Origin of the sequence: Halococcus morrhuae DSM 1307, from assembly GCF_000336695.1 — an archaeon.
Classification (GTDB): Archaea; Halobacteriota; Halobacteria; order Halobacteriales; family Halococcaceae; genus Halococcus; species Halococcus morrhuae.
In genome coordinates this window covers 60,369-78,762 of record NZ_AOMC01000046.1, presented here as the reverse complement: position 1 = coordinate 78,762, position 18,394 = coordinate 60,369, and the positions used below count along the sequence as shown (strand labels likewise).

The 18,394-nt window shown below is 65.4% G+C and carries 19 protein-coding genes; 7 read left to right on the top strand and 12 right to left on the bottom strand.

Going from position 1 to position 18,394, the window contains the following annotated elements:
* The first annotated feature begins 26 nt into the window (after window positions 1–26).
* Complete coding sequence (locus tag C448_RS02895; RefSeq protein WP_004051800.1) at window positions 27–1,127, top strand: aminopeptidase; 1,101 nt, start codon at window positions 27–29, stop codon at window positions 1,125–1,127.
* 46 nt (window positions 1,128–1,173) lie between these two features.
* Here C448_RS02895 and C448_RS02890 read toward each other — a convergent pair whose 3' ends face one another.
* The 5 genes from C448_RS02890 to C448_RS02870 all read right to left on the bottom strand — a co-directional run bounded on the left by C448_RS02890 (window position 1,174) and on the right by C448_RS02870 (window position 5,153).
* Window positions 1,174–1,362 carry an antitoxin VapB family protein gene (locus tag C448_RS02890; protein WP_004051799.1) on the bottom strand — a complete coding sequence of 63 codons (189 nt, stop codon included), beginning with the start codon at window positions 1,360–1,362 and terminating at the stop codon, window positions 1,174–1,176.
* A 56-nt stretch (window positions 1,363–1,418) separates the two neighbouring features.
* Window positions 1,419–2,516 (bottom strand): phospholipase D-like domain-containing protein, encoded by a 1,098-nt coding sequence (locus tag C448_RS02885; RefSeq protein WP_004051797.1) that lies wholly within the window; start codon window positions 2,514–2,516, stop codon window positions 1,419–1,421.
* Window positions 2,517–2,586: 70 nt separating this feature from the next.
* A complete protein-coding gene (locus tag C448_RS02880) occupies window positions 2,587–3,282 on the bottom strand; it encodes an SDR family NAD(P)-dependent oxidoreductase (RefSeq protein WP_004051795.1) in 696 nt (231 codons plus the stop codon).
* A gap of 279 nt (window positions 3,283–3,561) precedes the next feature.
* The gene (gene fer, locus C448_RS02875) at window positions 3,562–3,951 is read right to left on the bottom strand and encodes a ferredoxin Fer (protein ID WP_004051793.1); all 390 of its coding nucleotides are present in this window, start codon (window positions 3,949–3,951) and stop codon (window positions 3,562–3,564) included.
* A gap of 56 nt (window positions 3,952–4,007) precedes the next feature.
* On the bottom strand, window positions 4,008–5,153 hold the full coding sequence (locus tag C448_RS02870) for an inorganic phosphate transporter (RefSeq protein WP_004051791.1): 1,146 nt from the start codon (window positions 5,151–5,153) through the stop codon (window positions 4,008–4,010).
* 114 nt (window positions 5,154–5,267) lie between these two features.
* On the opposite strand from C448_RS02870, the gene hisA reads away from it, so the two are divergent.
* Window positions 5,268–5,993 (top strand): 1-(5-phosphoribosyl)-5-[(5-phosphoribosylamino)methylideneamino]imidazole-4-carboxamide isomerase, encoded by a 726-nt coding sequence (gene hisA / locus C448_RS02865; RefSeq protein ID WP_004051789.1) that lies wholly within the window; start codon window positions 5,268–5,270, stop codon window positions 5,991–5,993.
* A gap of 74 nt (window positions 5,994–6,067) precedes the next feature.
* On the opposite strand, the gene C448_RS02860 is transcribed toward hisA, so the two are convergent.
* Window positions 6,068–6,793, bottom strand: a complete 726-nt coding sequence (locus C448_RS02860) for a hypothetical protein (RefSeq protein ID WP_004051787.1) — start codon at window positions 6,791–6,793, stop codon at window positions 6,068–6,070.
* Window positions 6,794–6,881: 88 nt separating this feature from the next.
* On the opposite strand from C448_RS02860, the gene hisB reads away from it, so the two are divergent.
* From hisB to C448_RS02845, 3 genes are read left to right on the top strand one after another with little or no spacing between them, the layout of a single operon-like run.
* Window positions 6,882–7,466: an imidazoleglycerol-phosphate dehydratase HisB gene (hisB, locus tag C448_RS02855; RefSeq protein WP_004051785.1), complete on the top strand. Its 585-nt coding sequence runs from the start codon at window positions 6,882–6,884 to the stop codon at window positions 7,464–7,466.
* A complete protein-coding gene (locus tag C448_RS02850) occupies window positions 7,466–7,969 on the top strand; it encodes a hypothetical protein (protein WP_004051784.1) in 504 nt (167 codons plus the stop codon). Before hisB ends, C448_RS02850 begins: the two co-directional genes overlap by 1 nt.
* A complete protein-coding gene (locus C448_RS02845; protein WP_004051783.1) occupies window positions 7,966–8,577 on the top strand; it encodes an IMPACT family protein in 612 nt (203 codons plus the stop codon). Before C448_RS02850 ends, C448_RS02845 begins: the two co-directional genes overlap by 4 nt.
* A gap of 14 nt (window positions 8,578–8,591) precedes the next feature.
* On the opposite strand, the gene C448_RS02840 is transcribed toward C448_RS02845, so the two are convergent.
* Both C448_RS02840 and C448_RS02835 read right to left on the bottom strand, forming a co-directional pair.
* Window positions 8,592–9,305 carry a queuosine precursor transporter gene (locus tag C448_RS02840; RefSeq protein WP_004051782.1) on the bottom strand — a complete coding sequence of 238 codons (714 nt, stop codon included), beginning with the start codon at window positions 9,303–9,305 and terminating at the stop codon, window positions 8,592–8,594.
* Window positions 9,306–9,380: 75 nt separating this feature from the next.
* Complete coding sequence (locus C448_RS02835; protein WP_004051781.1) at window positions 9,381–11,624, bottom strand: twin-arginine translocase subunit TatC; 2,244 nt, start codon at window positions 11,622–11,624, stop codon at window positions 9,381–9,383.
* Window positions 11,625–11,718: 94 nt separating this feature from the next.
* Here C448_RS02835 and tatC point away from each other — a divergent pair, with 94 nt between their 5' ends.
* Entirely contained in the window at window positions 11,719–12,492 is a 774-nt protein-coding gene (gene tatC, locus C448_RS02830) for a twin-arginine translocase subunit TatC (RefSeq protein ID WP_004051780.1), read from the top strand.
* A gap of 22 nt (window positions 12,493–12,514) precedes the next feature.
* Here tatC and C448_RS02825 read toward each other — a convergent pair whose 3' ends face one another.
* Both C448_RS02825 and C448_RS02820 read right to left on the bottom strand, forming a co-directional pair.
* Window positions 12,515–13,630 carry an ORC1-type DNA replication protein gene (locus tag C448_RS02825; RefSeq protein ID WP_004051771.1) on the bottom strand — a complete coding sequence of 372 codons (1,116 nt, stop codon included), beginning with the start codon at window positions 13,628–13,630 and terminating at the stop codon, window positions 12,515–12,517.
* Window positions 13,631–13,677: 47 nt separating this feature from the next.
* Window positions 13,678–14,475, bottom strand: coding sequence for an SDR family oxidoreductase (locus tag C448_RS02820; protein WP_049916028.1), 798 nt, complete (start codon window positions 14,473–14,475; stop codon window positions 13,678–13,680).
* Between the two features lie 268 nt (window positions 14,476–14,743).
* Here C448_RS02820 and ggt point away from each other — a divergent pair, with 268 nt between their 5' ends.
* Complete coding sequence (gene ggt, locus C448_RS02815; RefSeq protein ID WP_152415509.1) at window positions 14,744–16,618, top strand: gamma-glutamyltransferase; 1,875 nt, start codon at window positions 14,744–14,746, stop codon at window positions 16,616–16,618.
* A gap of 46 nt (window positions 16,619–16,664) precedes the next feature.
* On the opposite strand, the gene C448_RS02810 is transcribed toward ggt, so the two are convergent.
* On the bottom strand, window positions 16,665–17,879 hold the full coding sequence (locus C448_RS02810; RefSeq protein ID WP_004051764.1) for a trans-sulfuration enzyme family protein: 1,215 nt from the start codon (window positions 17,877–17,879) through the stop codon (window positions 16,665–16,667).
* Window positions 17,880–17,993: 114 nt separating this feature from the next.
* Entirely contained in the window at window positions 17,994–18,371 is a 378-nt protein-coding gene (locus C448_RS02805) for a hotdog family protein (protein ID WP_004051763.1), read from the bottom strand.
* Window positions 18,372–18,394 lie beyond the last annotated feature (23 nt).

The following is an 18,394-nucleotide window of genomic DNA, read 5'->3' as shown; positions in this document are numbered from 1 at the left end:
TTGGATCGTCCACGGCTCGATGAGACATGGACCCACGAGTGCGCGAGCACGCACAGCTGATCGCCGACGCCGTCGATCTCGCCGCGGGCGACGAGTTCCTCATCAAATCCGAACCGCCGGCCGACGACCTCGTGACCGCCCTCTACGAGGTCGCGGGCGAACGCGGTGCCAATCCGCTCGCGATCCGGACCAATCGCAGCGGCCGGGCGATGCGGGCCTATCTCAACGCTGCCGACGAGAGTGGAGTGGAGTTCGAGACGCCCGCCCACCAGCGCGCGCTCGTCGAGGCCGCCGACTGCCACGCGATCATCCGCGGTCACGAGAACGTCACCGAGCTCGGCGACGTCGACCCGGACGTGAACTCGGCCTACGAGAAGGCCCACGGCCCGATCCTCGAAGAGCGCCTCGGCCACCGCTGGACGCTCACCCAGCATCCCACGACGGCGAACGCCCAGCTCGCCGAGATGAGCATCGAATCCTACGAGAACTTCGTCTACGACGCCATCCTGAAGGACTGGGACGAACAGGCCGAGTTCCAGGCCCAGTTGGTCGAAATCCTCGAGGACGCCGAGGAGGTCCGGATCGTCTCGGGTGCCTCGACCGACGTCACGATGTCGATCGCGGGCAACCACGCGATCAACGACACCGACAGCCACAACCTGCCCGGTGGCGAGGTGTTCACCGCACCGGTGCCGGATTCCGTCTCGGGCGACGTCCACTTCGACAAACCGGTCTATCGCCGCGGCCGCGAGATCACCGACGTGCGACTCACCTTCGAGGAGGGCGAGGTCGTTTCCCACGAAGCCGAGAAGAACGAGGACCTGCTGACGACGATCCTCGATACCGACGCGGGTGCGCGCCGCCTCGGCGAGCTGGGCATCGGGATGAACCGCGACATCGACCACTTCAGCTACAACATGCTGTTCGACGAGAAGATGGGCGACACGGTGCATATGGCCGTCGGGCGTGCCTACGACGACAACGTCGGCGAGGACAACGAGCAGAATCAGAGCGCACAGCACGTCGATATGATCGTCGACATGAGCGAGGACTCGCGGATCGAAGTCGACGGTGAGGTCATCCAGCGCGACGGGACCTTCCGGTTCGAGGACGGTTTCGAAGGCTGAGTTAGCTATTCAGGTCAACAAATAATTTTGCAGTCATACGCGAACGTTAACGCCGCTCGGCAACGGTTTCGCGCATCGTTTCGGCCTCGTCGTCCGAGAAAATTCCGGCGATTTCAAGCAACGATCGCTCGCCGGTGACACGCTTGACGACATCCGAGAAACTCTCGTCCTCACGCTTTCGGCTGGCGAGACGTTCGTAGGCCTCGTCGTCCAGCCGGATGGTCTTCGTCCCCATGTGTACACATGCGTGTGCGTCAGCATGAAGCTTTTCGCGAGAACAGCTGTTGGCAGCTATCGATCGAACGCTTCGTCGAGGATTCGTTCTCTGTAATCGTGGTCGACAGCCGCTCGATACACGGCTGGTTCGTGGCTACGATCACGATAGGGTGACGTCTCATATCGACCGATCTCGTTGAGTGTTGCTTCGATCCATGCCTTCCGGAATAGCGTTTGGCGCGCCCTATGTAGACCATCAGTAACTGCTGGCAAATGAGGTGCGCTTTCTCCCTTGAAATCGTAGTTTCGTGGGACAGACTGCAGCAATTCGCCGATATTTTCGTAGTCATCAGGAATGATGAATCGCGTCCAATTTCCCGTCTTTCCAACGAAACCGAAAACAACTCTGTTCCCGATGATCAGTCTGATCTCGGTTCCTGATGAAGGAATTGAAGTAACCAACTGCTTGTCCTCATCATCCAATCCAGATATCTCGATGAGTTCACGCATCAATTCGAGATGTTCCGCAGCCCACTCGCGGCACGGTGCTTTCGTTAGACGATTTATGAGTCTGTCATAGCCATCTCCTGTTCGTTTTTCAGGACTGGATTTTGCTATCGTAGCGCTAACCCGACGCGATTCCGAGGGAATCGACGTTGCACTGCTCGCGCTTGCGCTGCTCGGGATGGAAGAGGAGGTTTGAATGCGCTCGTCGATGGCATCGAGTTTCGCCGGCGAATTTTCGGTCCACAATCCCTCGAACCACTCGCGTAGCTCCACGATTCGTTCGGGGTCGTCGAACCGAACGCCGAGTTCGTCCCGTCGTCCCAGCCCAGTTCGGGTGAGGTTCGCCGATCCGACGAGCGCGCCGGTTTCACCGATGACAGCCTTCGCGTGAAGGTTCCGAACGTCACGTATTCGCTCGGGGTGGCGTGCGACGAACTCACGGATGGTTTCGCGCTCACTCCTGCGGTAGTTGTCGAGCCACGCCTCCATGTCGGTCAACAGCCGCCACGACGCTGTATCGTCGAGAACGCCATCGAGATAGTCAAGCGTGATGTACGGTGACGCGAACAGCACCTCCTCGTCGGCGACGATCTCCCGTATCGCGGCATCGAACGGTGACACACCGCCAGCGGCGCTCTCGTCGGTGTGGTGGACGATTTCCGGCATGCTATCGTGATGAGTCGGTTCTGCAATGTAGCTTCTGCTGCAGAGCAGTGTTCTCGCCGGTGAAAGCGAATCAGAACTCCTCGGCGTGCGGGCGGAGATCGAGTTCGAGCGTCCACGCGCTCTCGTCCTGTTCGACGAGCTGCCAGTAGTTCGTGGCGATGGCGTCGGGATCGAGGTAGTCGTCGGGATGTTCGACGTCCTGATCGGGCGGGCGGATGCCGCCGTCAATGACGACGTGAGCGACGTGGATTCCCTGCGGGCCGAGATCGCGGGCCATCGACTCGGCCATCCCGCGGACGGCGAACTTCCCGGCCGAGAAGGCGAGCGCACCCTCGTTGCCGCGAACCGAGGAGGTCGCACCGGTGAAGATCACCGTCCCGCCGTCGTTATCGAGCATGTCGGAAACGGCCGCCTGTGAGCAGTGGAAACTCCCCTGCGGGCCGATCGCGAGGGCTTCCTCGAACTCCTCGTCCGAGAGGTCCAGCAGTCCCTTCCACGCGCCGCCGCTCGCGTGGTTGACGAGCACGTCGACGGGGCCGAACGCCTCGCGGATCTCTTCGAATCCCGCCGCGACCTGCTCCGCATCGGTGATGTCCGTCCGGATCGCGAGTGCCTCACCGTCCTCGTTCAGTTCGTCGGCGAGCTCCTCGATGAATGCCGAGGAACGTGCGAACAGGCCGACTGCACAGCCCTCCGCGACGAATTTCCGGGCGATCGACGCACCCAGTCCGGGACCGACGCCCGCGATGACGGCCGTTCGTGTCATATTCATCACTCACCATGCAGTCACAAAACTGTTCGGTGGATCGTCGGCGGTGACGGAGCGACGGCAGCGATCGGGATGGCGGGGTAGCAGGGTGGCGGCGAGCGCAACTGACGGTAGCGAGCGAGGCCAACGGCCGAGCGAGCGGGAGTCGTTCATCCACCTAAAGAGCGGAGCGCCTCTGAGCCGTCGTTCACTGTCGACGCGCGAGGATAGGGTTCCCACGGAGTTCGAGCGAGCGCCGGAGGCGCAAGCGAAGACCCCGTGTGAAAAGTGGGGGCGTTATATGACGCGGTTCTGCAGGTAGTCGAGGTGTTTGGCGTTGTAGACGATCTTGACCTCGTCGGCGGCCGGGCTGCCGATGCAGGTCAGACGCACGTTACGGTCCTCGACCTCCTCGTTGGAGAGGATCTGCTGCATGTCCATGTCGATCTCGCCCTCTTTGACGATGGCGGCGCAGTTCGCACACGCGCCCGCCCGGCACGAGAACGGCCAGTCGTACCCCTGCGCCTCGGCGGCTTCGAGGATGTACTCCGACTCGTTGACGTCGATCGTGCCGTAATCCTCTTCACCGAGACCGGCGTCTTCGGCCTTCTCGAACAGGTCGTCGTCGTCGATTTCCCATCCCTGATCGTCGAACACTTCGTAGTTGACGTATTCTACGGTGGGCATCACCCGCCGTTGACCCCCCGGCTTGTTAGGTGTTGTTGTTCGGATCACAGAATCGATTAAAAGACCGTGAGAAACCGGAAAACGAGGTAGGCAGCGATCGTCGAGATCGCGGGAACCAGGTTCTGGAGGGCGATGACTTTCGCCGTCGTCGCCGGTTCGAACAGCTCCGCCGCCTCGTCGGTCGCCCCCGGATCACGCAGGTCCTCGTCGGCCACCACAGCCTCGCTGACCGACGTCCCACCCGTCGCCAGCGGATCGGTGCGCTCGTCGACGGTCCGGGTCGCCCGGCCCCAGCCGAGCCCGACGATCGACATCGTGGCGATGATGACGACGCTGACGGGGATGTCGAACCACGATAAGATCGTGACGAGCGTCGAACTCACGATCGCGACCACGAGCGCCGCCAGCAGCGGCATCTCGGTGAGCCCCTCGCCCATCGTCGCGATCGTTCGCCGGCCGATCGTGAACGCGCCGAGCCCGACCGCGACGCCGACGAGCAGCAATCCGGGCTCTATCGCGAGCGTGCCCGCGCCGACCAGCGGCGCGATCGCGTTGGCGGCGTTCGACGTGCCAGCACTGAACGCCGTATAGCAGGCCACGATGACCACCAACAGCGTCCCGACGGCCTCGCGACGGGTGGTGTTCGCCCCGAGGCGCGGCCGTGGCAGCACTCCCCGGCGATCGAGTGCGAACAGCGATCCCTGGGTCTGGTTGATCGCGAGCGTGCTGGCGAGCCGTGAGTAGAAATACCGGCCGACAACGGCGCTGACCCAGAAGGCGACGATCGGCGAGACGAGCCACCAGGTCAGGATCTCGGTCATCGTCGCCCAGTCGAGCGCCTCGCTCGCCAGCCCGAGGCCCGCGATCGAGCCGACGCCGGTCATCGAGGTCGAGGCGGGGACGCCGACGACGTTGGCGAGGAACAGCGCGAACCCGATGAAGAAGAGCACGATGACGCTCGTCTCGGGCGTGAAATAGCTCGACGGGACGATCCGCCCGCCCATCGTTCGGACGACGCCACGCCCGACCGTCCAGCCGCCGAGGAAGAAAAAGAGCGTCATCAGCGCCGCCGCGCCGGTCTTCGAGACCGCGCTCGCGCCGGCGGCCGGCCCGAAGGCGACGCCGATGTTCGAGCCGCCGACGTTGAAGCCGACGAACACCGCGACGCCGAGGCCGACCACGAAGAGAGCCGAGAGTGCCATAGTTCCTCATACGACGCCGAACGGATAGTTCTTTCTCGCTCACGAGAAACCATTTCGTAAGTTATCGGCGACGGCTTCCGACGGGTTTAGGCCGGCGCTCGCGGAGAGCCCCTCATGTTCGAGGGTTTCGAGGTGATCCCAGCCGTCGACGTACAGGAGGGAGCGGTCGTCCAGCTCGTCGGCGGCGAGCGCGGGAGCGAAACGGCGTACGGCGACCCGGTCGAAGCGGCCGAACGCTGGGTCGCGGCGGGCGCGCGCACGCTCCATCTCGTCGATCTCGACGGTGCGTTCGAGGGCGAACGCGAGAACGCACGGGCGATCGAACGGATCGTCGAGGCAGTCGATGTCCCCGTGCAGCTCGGTGGCGGGATCCGCACCGCCACCGACGCCCGTTCGCTGCTCGACAGCGGCGTCGAGCGCGTGATTCTGGGTACTGCAGCCGTCGAAAATCCCGATCTCGTCGACGAGATCAGCGAGACCCACCCCGAACGGGTGCTCGTCAGTCTCGACGCCAGCGATGGCGAAGTGGTCGTCGCCGGTTGGACCGAGAGCACAGGGTTGAATCCTGCCGAGGCGGCCGTCGAGTACGCGGAGCGCGGGGCGGGCGGGATTCTCTTCACTGATGTCGACGTCGAGGGCCGGCTGGAGGGTGTCGAGGCCGAGCGCGTCCGTCGGATCACGGAGGCGGTCTCGATCCCGGTCGTCGCCAGCGGCGGCGTCGGGACGATCGACGACATCCGGACGCTCCGCGGGGCGGGTGCGGACGCGGTCGTCGTCGGCAGCGCGCTCTACGAAGGGAGGTTCACGCTCGCCGACGCGCGTGCGGCGCTCGACGAATGAGGGAACCGCCGGCACGGGGTCAGTACGGCGACGGCTAGCGAATCAGCGATCGAGGGTGAGAGGACGGTTTCGTTTCACCGAGTGGCGTTCCAACGCGTGAGGAACGCCGACGCCAACCCGGTGAGACCGACCGGGATGGCGAGAGCGACCAGCGGGACGATGAGACCGGCGATGTCGAAGGGGTTCGTGGTCGTACTACCAGTTGGGGTGGCTTCGGCACCACCGCCGCCACCGCCGGCGACGAGGCCGATGAGGACGGCAGCGATGAGCACCATCACGACGTAGCCGACCGCGGTGGCGATGAAGCTCGTGAGATAGGTCGCCCGTGCCTCGTCCAACCGTTCGGCGATACGGAGCCCGGAGATGACGGCCATGACGGGACCGGTCAGCAACACGACGATCAGCACCGAGATCAGAAACAGGCCAGCGATGATCGCCCCGCCGAACCCGCCACCGCTGCCGCCGGCGAGCAGTTCGAGGACGATGACGCCCAGCAGACCGAACCCGGCACCGACGATGCCGAACAGCCCGATGACGAACGTGAGCTGTGATCGCGGGCCGGACTGGGCGAGCGTGTCGCGCGCCGAGTCGAGGCTCCGGCCGATCGTCTCACCAGCACCACCCTCACGGCGTGTCTCGCCGGTCGATCGGTCGGCAGTCGGGGTGGTGTCGGTCGTGGAGCGGTCGTCGGCCGTGGAGTGGCCGTCAGTCGTGGTGCGATCGTCGGCCGTGGAACGATCACCGGCGGTGGACCGGTCGTCGTCCGGGTCACGGTCGCTCGTTCCATCGTCGATATCCATGGCTCAGATGGCAGTCGGCTGGAAAATAAGGGTTTGGAACGGCCGACGGCTAGCACAACCGCCTTACGTCTGCCCGGAAAGCACCGATATGCCCCGGACTGCGACCGTAACGCGCGAGACGGCCGAGACGGCCATCGAGCTCTCGCTCACCATCGACGGCGACGGCGACTCGACCGCCGAGACGGGCATCGGCTTCCTCGATCACATGCTCGACTCGTTCGCGAAACACGGCCTGTTCGATCTCGACGTGACCTGCGATGGCGACCTCCACGTCGACGACCACCACACGATCGAGGACGTCGCCATCGCGCTCGGGACGGCCGTCGACGAGGCGCTCGGCGACCGTGCCGGGATCCAACGGTTCGCCGATCGAAAAGTTCCCCTCGACGAGGCCGTCGCGGGCGCTGTCGTCGACGTTTCCGGACGACCGCTCTTTCGGTTCGATGGCACATTCTCGCAGGCCACGGTCGGGGAGTTCACGAGCGCAATGGCCCCGCATTTCTTCCGCTCGCTCGCGACAAATGCTGGATTGACGCTCCATACCGAAATAACGGGCGAGAACGCCCACCACGAGATCGAGGCGCTGTTCAAGGCCGTCGCGCGGGCGCTCGACGACGCCACCCGGCCCGACGAGCGCCGCGAGGGAACCCCGAGCACGAAGGGCACGCTGTGATGTTCGACGAGATCATGGCGAAGTTCGCTGGCAGTCCGGGCCAGCAGGCCGTCGTCAGGCTACTGCTCGAACGCGGCTTCTCGGTGAGTTCGGAGGGCCGGGTGGTCTCGGGCGACATCGAGATCCCGAACACGCAGATCGCGACCGAGGTCGGCGTCGACAGGAGAGTGGTCGATTCGACGACCGACACGCTGCTCGACGACGACGAACTGCGACCCATCTTCCAGAACATTTCGGCGGTCCCCAGTTTGAAGGACCTCGCGCCGGTGCTCGATCTCTCGGTGCTCACCGTCGCGGTCGGCGACGCCGAAGGGGTGGGTATCGTCGCTCGCGTCACGACCGTGATCGCCGATCACGACGTCTCGATCCGCCAGACGATCAGCGAGGACCCCGAGTTCACCGACGAGCCGCGGCTGTCGATCATCACCGACGAGCCGCTCCCCGGTGACGTGTTGACCGAGATCCGCGAGCTCCCGTTCGTCCGCAAGCTCGAACTCGAATGAGCGAGACCTACCGCACGGTCGAGGGACGCGGCGAGGCGGCCTTCGAGGAGCGCGGTTCACGGTTCCTCGGTTACATCGCACCGGCCGAAACGGTCGGCGACGCTGAGGCGTTCGTCGCCGCCATCGAGAACGAACATCCGGACGCGTCGCACAACGTGCCAGCCTATCGGGTGCGCGCCGATCCGCTCCGAGAGTACGCGAGCGACGACGGCGAGCCCGGCGGATCGGCCGGCAAACCCGCGCTCACGGTTCTCGAACGCGAAGAGATCGAGAACGTCGCAGGGGTCGTCACGCGCTACTACGGCGGGACGAACCTCGGCGTCGGCGGGCTCGCCCGTGCCTACGGCCGGGCGGTGAAGCTCGCGCTCGACGACGCCGGAACCGTCGAACAGCGCCCGCACGAACGGCTCCGCCTCGCCGTCGACTACGACGACTCGGGGACTGTACGTGGGATCCTCGAAAGTAGTGACGTGGATTTCGAGGCCGAGTACGAAGAGCGCGCGAGCTTCGCGGTGCGCGTGCCGAGCGCCGATGCTGCGGAGCTGCGCGAACGACTGCTGAGCGCGACCAGCGGGCGGGCGGAACTGGAATCGGACGACGGCGAGTGAGGAAGTGGGGAGGGTTAGTCAGCGCCGGCGGCCGATCCGGCCGTCGTCCGTGAGCGCGCGTAGCCGACGATGGCGTAGACCGCGGGCGTGTCGAACAGCGCGATGAGGAGTTTGAGCAGATACTGGCCGATCCCGAGACCGAGCAGGATCGACGGCGGGAGCGCGCTGCCGACGCCGAGCAGTTCCGGCGCGAGATAGAAGGCGACGCCGACGAAGATCACGGTGTCGATCGCCTGACTCGTCGCCGTCGAGCCGACGTTGCGCAGCCAGAGCGCGCGCCCGTCGGTGTACTCCTTGAGCCGGTGGAAGACGAACACGTCCCAGTTCTGACTGACGAGATAGGCGATCAGGCTGCCCAGTACGACGTTCGTGCTCGCGCCGAGCACCGCGGCGAACGTCCCGGGATCGACCGCGCTGCTGGCTGCGGCCGGGGCAGCGATCGTCGCCCAGACCAGCACCAGCAGGACGAGGTTCATCGCGAAACCGAGGTTGACGAGGACGTGAGCCGACCGCCGGCCGTACAGTTCCGAGTAACAGTCCGAAGCGAGGAAGGTCAGCGCGTAGGCGAGCGACGCGCCCGGGAGGATCAGCTCCGAGCCGACGATCGGCAGCGAGAACGGGATCGAGAACGCGAGCACCTTCGTCGCGGTGAGCTGGGCGGTCACGAGCGCGGTCGTGAACAGGGCGATCAGCGCGACCTGGACGCCGGAGGCCCCGCGATCGCTCATCGTGGCCTCCCGGCGCTATCCGTCGAGGAGTGTGTCATATCGGAGGCGAACGCTACGTATAGATAGGCCGTTCGATCAGTCGGCGCTCTCGCGCTGGCCGCGCGTCGTCCGCCGCCCGCCGAGAGTGTATATCCAGAGCAGGCCGAGCCCGAGCCCGTAGCAGAGCATGATCGGGATGCCGATGATGAACATCATGAACACGCCGCGCGGCGAGACGTAAGCGGTGAACGCGAACACGCCGACCGTCACCTCGCGCCAGCGGTTGCGCATCGCGCCGTAGAGCACCAGCCCCCCGCGATGGAACAGCACCATCGTCACGGGGATCATCGCGAGCAGGCCGATACCGGCAGTCGTGAAGAAGACGAGCCAGCCCGCGGCGCTGATCCGGTAGGCGACCACCATGTTCGAACCCACGACGTCGGCGGCGAGCCACGAGATGACTGTGGGGGCCACGGTGGTGTAGCCGATGGCGACGCCGCCGACCAAGCTCGCCAGCATCGCACCGGCCCAGGCGAACAGCACCCGTCTGTCGCCGCCGGCTAGACCCCGTTCGCGCAGCGCTGGCCAGGCCCAGTAGAGGAAGAACGGGAGTATGGCGAGCACCGCCAGCAGCGTACTGAGTTTGATCTCGAAGACGAGCGCCTCGACGGGGTGGAGTTCGACGACGCCGATGCTCTCGGGACGGACGGCCGCCGGCAGACGGGTGAGGAAGTCCGATCGGATCCCGCCGATGGCTCCCTGCGAGAGCCAGATGAACGTGCCGGCGAGCACGGCCATGAACAGTCCGAAGAGGAGGAAGGCCCGCGAGCGCAGGCTGTTGAGGACGAACGCGATGTCGTAGTAGTAGCCGCCGATGTCCTCCTCGGTCGTCTCCTCGGCGGTGAACGAATCGACCATCCCGGCGGTCGTCCGGGTGAGCGCGTTGCCCTCGGGTTCCTCGGGTTCTTGGTCCTCGACGGCCGGCTCGAACTCGTCGGGGAACTCCTCGTCCTGGTCGGCATCCGCGTCGAGTTCGTCGGCGTTCTCGCCGGCGGTCTGTGCGTCGTCGAAGCGATCGAGGATCGCCTGTGCCTTGTTCGGATCGCCGTCGCTCATCGCCATGCTCGCCTGCGCGGTCGCCTCCTCCTCGCTCATTTCGGCGAACGCCTCGGCCGGCGCGGCCCGAACGCCCGCCGCATCGAGCGCGCCGACGTCGATCGTCGCGGGACTGTCGGGGCGACCGGGTTCGGCAGCGGCACGCTCGACGGCGCGGTAGAGGTAGTAGACGAGCGCGAGGACGACGAGCGCGAGGAAGATCGCGGCCGCGACGACCGCGATGGCCGCGTCTCGCGGCAGGCCGAGCAGTGGACCAATATACTTGAACACCGGCTCCTCGGGCGCAAAGAAGGGGATCTGTGGGACGATCACCCGGTTGAAGTAGCCGCCGAAACCGGCGACGATGGCCCCGGCGACGCCGCCGGCGATCAGAACGGGAATCCCGAGAACGCGCGCCCAGCGGTCGCGAACAACCCCGCGGACGCTGACGGCGCTTCCACCGCGCTGGAGGGTCACGACGAACCGCGTGAGGCCGAGGCTGAGCACGTAGAGGAGGATGATCGGCAGCGCCCAGAGCACTTGCGTGAACGGGTCCGGCGGCGAGAACAGCGCGCCGAAGCCGAAGGCGGCGACGATGGCGTATTTCCACTTCTCGCGGAAGGTCTCGTAGGGGACGATCTCCGACAGCGAGAGCCCGGTCATCACGAGCGGGAGCTGGGCGGCGACGCCGAACGAAATGGAGAGCAGGAGGATGAACTGCGCCCAGAGCACGATCGAGTAAGTCGGTTGGAAGCCGACCGCGACGGAGTTCGACGCGAGGAACTCGAACATCAGCGGGAAGAAGACGAAGTAGCCGTAGGCGGCACCGAGAACGAACAACAGCGCGGCGATGAGCACGACGAGCGCGGCCTTCCAGCGGCCGCCGATCTGCGGCCAGTAACCGCGGGTCTTGAGCGCGTCGCGCGAGTAGTAGAGCAGGACGGGCAGCGAGACGAACGCGGCGACGAACAGCGCGATCTTCACCTGCAGGAGCGGGACGTCGAACGGCGTCGTGGCGACGACCGAGGTCTGCTTGGCGACCGCGGGCGGCAATCGCGCGAAGAGATCCGTTTTGAGGCGATCCCAGACGTAGAGCCAGAGCGCGTAGAACGATCCGAGGAAGGCGACGAGGAAGACGATCGCGACCTTCTGGAGATGCGTCTGGGCGGCCGACAGCAGCGCACCCAGCGTCTCCCGTCCGCGCGCGACCGAGCGGCGAACGTCGTCGTCGACGGCTCCGGACATTCTACGAGAGGGTTGCTGACTCCCGGTTATCAATCTTGTCGGTCGCGGCCGCGAGAAGAAGGCTTACAACGCTGACCGCGAAACGATCGATCGAATGGCCGAGTCGACGGGGACGGGTGTCACAGACGGCGAGAACGTGCCGCTCGACGACACCGAGATGCCGCTTGCCGACCACATCGAGGAGATGATCAAGCGGCTGGCGATCGTACTGGTCGTCATGGCGCTGGTCAGCGGTGTCGTCTTCCCCATCGCCGACGACCTCATCAACTTCATCTGGTACGAACTGCTGCCCGGACCGATGGGACCGGGAGCGGCCAAACCACGCGTCTACGACCCGCTCGCGCTGATCCTCGCCCGACTCAAGGTCTCCTCACTCGCGGGGTTCGTGATCGCGCTACCACTCTTCGTCTTTCAGACCTATCGGTTCATGCGCCCCGGACTCTACCCCAACGAGCGCCGCTACTACCTCGCGGCCGTGCCGACGAGCCTCATCCTCGCGATCGCCGGCGTCGCCTTCGCGTTCTACCTCATCCTGCCTGTGATCTTCACCTACTTCCTCCAGTACTCCGAGGGCGTGACGACGATCGCGTTCGGGCTGACCGAGACGTTCGGCCTGATGACGCTGCTGATGGGCTTTTTCGCGCTCGTCTTCCAGATTCCACTCTTCGTGATGCTCGCGATCATGATGGGCGTCCCCTCGCGAGCCTGGCTCGCGAGCAAACGGCTCTACTTCTGGGGGGCCTTTCTCGGGCTCTCCTTCCTGTTCAGCCCCGACCCGACCGGGATGGCCCCCATCCTCGTCGCGGCGACGATGATCACCCTGTTCGAGGGCACACTACTACTGCTCCGTTGGACGGGCAGTGAGTAGCGAAGCGCCACGAGCGACGACTTCAGAGTCGATCGCGGATCGCGTCGGCGTCGTAGGAAAGCGAGAGTTCGCGCGACCGGCCGCGGCCCTCGACGGTGGTGTAGTCGGCATCGATCAGTCCGACGCTGTCGAGCTTGTTGACCAGCTCCGAATAGCGGGTGTAGCCGAGCCCCGTCTCGTCGTGGAAGGCCTCGTAGACCGTGCCGGCGCGCTCGCCGTCGTGGTCGGCGATCGTCGTCAGCAGCGTTCGCTCGGGATCGGACAGCCCGCGAACGCGTCGCGAGAGATGGACGTGTCTGGCCGTCTCGTAGGCCGTCTCGACGTCCTCGCTCTCCACGGCGTCGCTCGCGCGGCGTTCGGCGTTCAGCCCCGCCCGCCGAAGGAGGTCGATCCCGACCCGCAGATCGCCCGTCTCGGCGGTGAGTGCGGCCACCCGATCCAGGACGGGGAGTGCGAGTACGTCATCGCGGAAGCCGCGCGCGACGCGCTCGCCGAGGATGTCGACGATCGCGTCCTCGTCGTAGGCCGGGAAGAACACCTCCTCCGGGCGGAAGACGCTCTGGACGCGCCCGTCGAGTTCGGCGATCACGTCGAGGTCGAGATCCGAGGAAACCAGGAGGACGCCGATCTTCGCGCCCGCATGGGTTTCGTGAGCTCTGAGCAGCGAGTAGAGCGTCTCGGAGGCTTCGCCCTCGTAAAAGAGGTAGTTCACGTCGTCGAGACACACAGTCAAGATCTCGTCCTCGTCGGTGAGATGGTCGGTGATCTGCTTGAACAGGCTCTTGAACGAGACGCCGCTGGCTGGCGGTTCGTACTCGAAGAGCTGCTCGAAGATCCGCGAGAAGACCGCGTAGCGCGTCGAGTCCACCTGGCAGTTGACGCGCACGGTTCGAACCCCGCGCCGACCGTCGAGCTCGCCGAACAGTTTCTGGATCGCGGTCGTCTTCCCCGTGCCGGGCGGCCCGCGCACCATCGCGTTGAGCGGGCGCGATCCCCGGACGGCGGGCCGGAGCGCGTACTGCAGCCCCTCCAGCTGCTCGTCGCGATGCCGGAAGGTCTCGGGCAGGTAATCGATCTCGAAGACGTGCTCGTCACGGAAGATCGACTCGTCCCACGAGAGCATGCCGTCCTCGGCCATCACTTTCACCACGCTCCCCGACGATTTCAAGGCTTCGGCGGCGAGCCCTACCCGGTGTTGGTCAGTCCGCCGTCGATGAGGATCGACTCGCCAGTGACGTAGCTCGCGAGATCACTCGCTAGGAACACGACGACGTCGCCGACCTCCTCGGGTGAGCCAGGCCGACCGAGCGGGATACTAGGGGACGCTTGATCGCTCTGCTCCGTCTGCTCGCTACCCTCGGACTCGTCGAGCGCCATGTCCTCGGACGACATCGCGGTCTCGATCTGGCCCGGATGGATCGAGTTGACGCGAATGTCGTGCTGACCGAGATCGGCCGCCGCGGCGTACGAGAACAGCCGAACACCGCCTTTCGCGGTCGAGTACGGCGTGAGGTTCGGATAGCCCTCGAAGCCGGCCGCGCTCGCCATGTTGACGATGGATCCGTCGTCCTCCTGCTCGATCATCGCCGCCGCTGCGGCTTGGGTCCCGAAGTACACACCATCCAGATTGATCTCCATGAGCCCCCGATACTCCTCGTAACCGACCTCCGTGAGCGGTTTCTGCGGGCCGAGGATCCCCGCGTTGTTGACCATCACGTCGATCCCGCCGAACTCCTCGGCCGCCCCGACCGCACTTTCCAGCGATTCGCGGTCGGTCACGTCGCATTCGACGTATTTCGCTCGAACGTCGGTCTCGGCTTCGAGCAGTTCGTGCGTCGGCTGCCCGCCGAGACGGTCCTCGTCCTGGATGTCGGCGACCACGACGTCCGCGCCCTCCTCGGCGAACCGTCGGGCGATGCCGCGTCCGTTCCCGCTCGCTGCCCCGGTGATCACGGCCGTCTGTCCGTCCAATAAAGCGGACATGGACGCTATTTGGACAGCTACCCGCGTATATCTTTTGTAACTTATATTTCATACCGAATACCAAATCGAATCGGTACGATCGCGAAGACAGCAACGAGATCGCGACGAAGCCGATCCGTTCCGGCGATATCGAGGGGTGGAGCGTCATTACGCCACAGTTCGTCCGTCTGCGCGCTGACCATGGGCCGCCGAACGAGTTGTTTTCGATGTCATCCGGTGCGTAATACATCAAGTAGCGTTAATATGGTCTGTCGTGAGTTGGAAGTGAATGACAGACGATGACAGTCAAAGGGACGTGGAGGACGGACAGTCCGTCGACGGGCAGGGAGAAGCAGGCACCGGACGGAGTAAAACGCGACGCCGAACGTTTCTGAAGGGATCGGCCGTCGCACTCGGTGCGGGCGCGTTCCCAGCTACGGCCGATCGGGCCACTGCTCACGACGACGAATCGGATGACGGCGATCGTGTCGATCGCGTCGAGACGGCCACCAGCGGCGAGGGGATGGTCGCCTCGTCGGACCCGCGGGCGAGCACCATCGGAGCCGACGTGCTCGACGCGGGCGGCAACGCGGTCGACGCGGCGGTCGCCGTCCAGTTCGCGCTCAACGTCGTCCAGCCCCACACCTCGGGTATCGGCGGTGGCGGGTTCATGCTCGTCTACGACGCGGGCGAGGACGAACTCTATTCGGTGGACAACCGCGAGCGCGCGCCGTTCGGCGCGACGCCCGATATGTTCCTCAACGATGACGGCGAGCCGATACCGTTCGACGAGCGCATCACGCTCGGGCAGGCAGTCGGCGTGCCCGGCACGCTCAAGGCCTGCGACATCGCGCTGAAGCGGTTCGGCACGCGGGAGATCGCCGATCTCATCGAGCCAGCGATCGATCTCGCGGGCGGGGCACGGGTCGACTACTACCTGGGCAGTACGATCGAGGAGGAGTACGAGAAGTTCAACGACGCCGCGCGCTCGGTGTTCGCGCCCGGCGGAACACCGCTCGCCATCGGTGATCAGGTCGAGCAGCCGGATCTCGCCGCGACCTTCGAGACCATCGCCGAGAACGGTGTCGGCGCACTCTACAAAGGTGGTGTCGGCGAGGCGGTCGCCGACGTCGTCCAGGAGAACGGTGGCAGCATGACGCCCGCCGATCTGGGCGCGTACAACGTGACCATCGACACGCCGGAGTACGTCGAGTACGGCGACGTCACGGTGCGAACGCAGCCGCTGCCGAGCTCCGGCGGGCTGACGATCGCGCATATCCTCTCGCTGCTCGAACCGTTCGATCTCGCGAGGTACGACCGACAGTCGGTCGAACTCTACCGACTGCTGGCTGAGACGTTCAAACTGGCCTACGCCGACCGCGGCGAGTACATGGGCGACAAGCAGTTCGTCGACGCGCCGTGGCAAGGGCTGCTCGACGAGGAGTATCTCGACGAGCGCCGCACGACGATCGAGGGCGGCGGGGTGACGACCGAGACCCAGCAGCCGGGCGATCCCTGGAGCTACCAGCCCGGCGACCCCTACGCCATCGACCCGCTCACCGTCGACGACGTCTCGCAGGTCAAGGACGCACCGCGCCCGTACATTCCCAGTCCGCGCGGCAGCACGACGCACTTCACGGTCGCCGATAGCGAGGGGAACATGGTCTCGTGGACGAGCACCATCGAGCAGCTGTTCGGCAGCGGCATCATGGTTCCCGATCACGGGTTCATGCTCAACAACGAGATCACCGACTTCGACGCCGAGCCCGGCGGACCGAACGAGGTCCAACCACACAAGCGGCCGCTCAGCTCGACGAGCCCGACGATCGTCTTCCGCGACGGCGAGCCGTTCTTCACGGTGGGATCGCCCGGCGGCACGACGATCATCACGACGGTCGCGGAGATGATCATCAATCTCGTCGATTTCGACATGGACCTGGCCGAGGCGGTCGCCGAGCCGCGACTCTACGCCAACTCCGAACCCGCGATCTATCCCGAAGCGAGCGTGCCGGGGGACGTCCAGCAGGGGCTGCGCGATCTCGGCTACGAGCTCGCGCCGTTCACACGACTCGGCAACGTCATGACGATTCGACGGGACCCGAAAACCGGCGCGTACACCGGTGCGGCGGACTTCCGGAACGGCGGGGCGACGCGGGGACTCTGAAGACTCCCTCTCCTCACGACCTCCCTCGACTACCCCGACCTTCGACTCAGTCGGTTGTCGGCGCGTCGGTGCGCTCGATCGCCGTGAAGCCGCGTTCGAGGTCGGCGAGCAGATCCTCGGGATGTTCGATGCCGACCGAGACCCGGATCAGCGTGTCGGTGATGCCGTTTTCGAGGCGCGTCTCACGCGGGATCGGCTCGTGGGTCATGCCCGCGGGATGCTCGATGAGGCTTTCGACGCCGCCGAGGCTCACGGCGAGCGAGAACACGTCGAGCGCTTCGAGGAAGGCCTGCGCATCCTCGAACTCGCCGTCGAGTTCGAACGAGAGAACGCCGCCGAAGCCCGATTGTTGTTTCCGGGCGAGTTCATGCTGGGGATGGCTGTCGAGTCCTGGATAGTGGACGGCACGAACCGCCTCGTGCTCGTCGAGGTGGGTCGCGAGAATCGACGCGTTGTCCTCGTGGCGCTCCATCCGGACGGGCAGCGTCTTCAGCCCGCGCGCGACGAGGAACGAATCGAAGGGCGCGAGCATGTCGCCGAGCCCGACCCGCTGGTGGAATTCGAGCGTCGCGGCGAGGTCGTCATCGCTCGTGATCGCCGCGCCGCCGACCGAGTCGGAGTGGCCATTGATATACTTGGTCGTGCTGTGGACCACGACATCCGCACCCAGATCGAGCGGTTGCTGGAAGTACGGGCTCAGGAAGGTGTTGTCGACGACGAAGGTCGTGTCGTCGCCGACCGCCGCCGCGATGGCCTCGATGTCACAGAGCTTCAACAAGGGGTTGGTCGGCGTCTCCATCATCACGAGGCTCGTCTCGGGTTCGATGGCCGCCGCCACGGTTTCGGCATCGGTCGCGTCAACGAAATCGACGGCCACGTCGAGCCGATCCTCGAAGACGGTCTCCAGCAGTCGACGCGTGCCGGCATAGAGATCGTCGAAGGCGACGACGTGATCGCCGGGTTCGACGACGGATAGTGCCGTCGTCGCGACCGCTGCCGTCCCCGATGAGAAGGCGAACGCGCGGTCGCCGCCTTCGAGCGCCGCGAGACGCTCTTCGAGGGCGTGTCGCGTCGGGTTCGAGAGCCGCGAGTAGAGGAACTCGCCGGCCGCCGGGTCGGCGTCGTCGAGACCGACGCTCGGGTCGAGCGCCCCGAGCTCGAACGTCGAGGAGAGATGGATCGGTCGTACCACGTCGCCGCTCTCGGCGGTATCCCCGTTCGTGGCGATCGCCGTCGTGTCGAACCGTCGATCGTCGTCCATACCCGCGCTACCGTTCCCTCGACCAAAACCCTTCGTTAGTTGTCAGTAATTATTGCCGGCGCGATATGATTGTCGGTAATTCGGGGAGAGGATCGGTGCGGGCGGCGAGCGGTTCTACGCCGGGATCATCCCCTCGGACTCGCCGCGCATGACGACCTCTCCGTCCCCGTTGTGGCAGACGAACACCGACTCCATCAGCGTCCGGTCGTCGGTCTCGGTGAGTGATCGGATCTCCGACTCGCAGGTGATGGCGTCGCCGGCGAAGACCGGGCGCACGAACTCGAACTCGAGCGTGTGGGCGATGTAGTCGATGTCGCCGCCGAGCTTGGTCGGGAGCGTCGCGGTGAGCAGCCCCTGGGCCATCAGTCGGCCCTCGGCGTCGCGCTCGACGTGCTGTTGGCCCGTATCGCCCGACAGCTCGGCGAATCGCTGGATGTCGTCCTCGCTGAACGTGCGCTCGTACGAACGGGTTTGACCCTCGTGGACGTCCATTGCGATCGACGGGAGACGGCCCA

Coding starts and splice junctions, on each gene's coding strand:
- C448_RS02895 (WP_004051800.1), top strand. CDS start 27: ATGGACCCACGAGTGCGCGAGCACGCACAGCTGATCGCCGACGCCGTC.
- C448_RS02890 (WP_004051799.1), bottom strand. CDS start 1,362: ATGGGGACGAAGACCATCCGGCTGGACGACGAGGCCTACGAACGTCTC.
- C448_RS02885 (WP_004051797.1), bottom strand. CDS start 2,516: ATGCCGGAAATCGTCCACCACACCGACGAGAGCGCCGCTGGCGGTGTG.
- C448_RS02880 (WP_004051795.1), bottom strand. CDS start 3,282: ATGACACGAACGGCCGTCATCGCGGGCGTCGGTCCCGGACTGGGTGCG.
- fer (WP_004051793.1), bottom strand. CDS start 3,951: ATGCCCACCGTAGAATACGTCAACTACGAAGTGTTCGACGATCAGGGA.
- C448_RS02870 (WP_004051791.1), bottom strand. CDS start 5,153: ATGGCACTCTCGGCTCTCTTCGTGGTCGGCCTCGGCGTCGCGGTGTTC.
- hisA (WP_004051789.1), top strand. CDS start 5,268: ATGTTCGAGGGTTTCGAGGTGATCCCAGCCGTCGACGTACAGGAGGGA.
- C448_RS02860 (WP_004051787.1), bottom strand. CDS start 6,793: ATGGATATCGACGATGGAACGAGCGACCGTGACCCGGACGACGACCGG.
- hisB (WP_004051785.1), top strand. CDS start 6,882: ATGCCCCGGACTGCGACCGTAACGCGCGAGACGGCCGAGACGGCCATC.
- C448_RS02850 (WP_004051784.1), top strand. CDS start 7,466: ATGTTCGACGAGATCATGGCGAAGTTCGCTGGCAGTCCGGGCCAGCAG.
- C448_RS02845 (WP_004051783.1), top strand. CDS start 7,966: ATGAGCGAGACCTACCGCACGGTCGAGGGACGCGGCGAGGCGGCCTTC.
- C448_RS02840 (WP_004051782.1), bottom strand. CDS start 9,305: ATGAGCGATCGCGGGGCCTCCGGCGTCCAGGTCGCGCTGATCGCCCTG.
- C448_RS02835 (WP_004051781.1), bottom strand. CDS start 11,624: ATGTCCGGAGCCGTCGACGACGACGTTCGCCGCTCGGTCGCGCGCGGA.
- tatC (WP_004051780.1), top strand. CDS start 11,719: ATGGCCGAGTCGACGGGGACGGGTGTCACAGACGGCGAGAACGTGCCG.
- C448_RS02825 (WP_004051771.1), bottom strand. CDS start 13,630: ATGGCCGAGGACGGCATGCTCTCGTGGGACGAGTCGATCTTCCGTGAC.
- C448_RS02820 (WP_049916028.1), bottom strand. CDS start 14,475: ATGTCCGCTTTATTGGACGGACAGACGGCCGTGATCACCGGGGCAGCG.
- ggt (WP_152415509.1), top strand. CDS start 14,744: ATGACAGACGATGACAGTCAAAGGGACGTGGAGGACGGACAGTCCGTC.
- C448_RS02810 (WP_004051764.1), bottom strand. CDS start 17,879: ATGGACGACGATCGACGGTTCGACACGACGGCGATCGCCACGAACGGG.
- C448_RS02805 (WP_004051763.1), bottom strand. CDS start 18,371: ATGGACGTCCACGAGGGTCAAACCCGTTCGTACGAGCGCACGTTCAGC.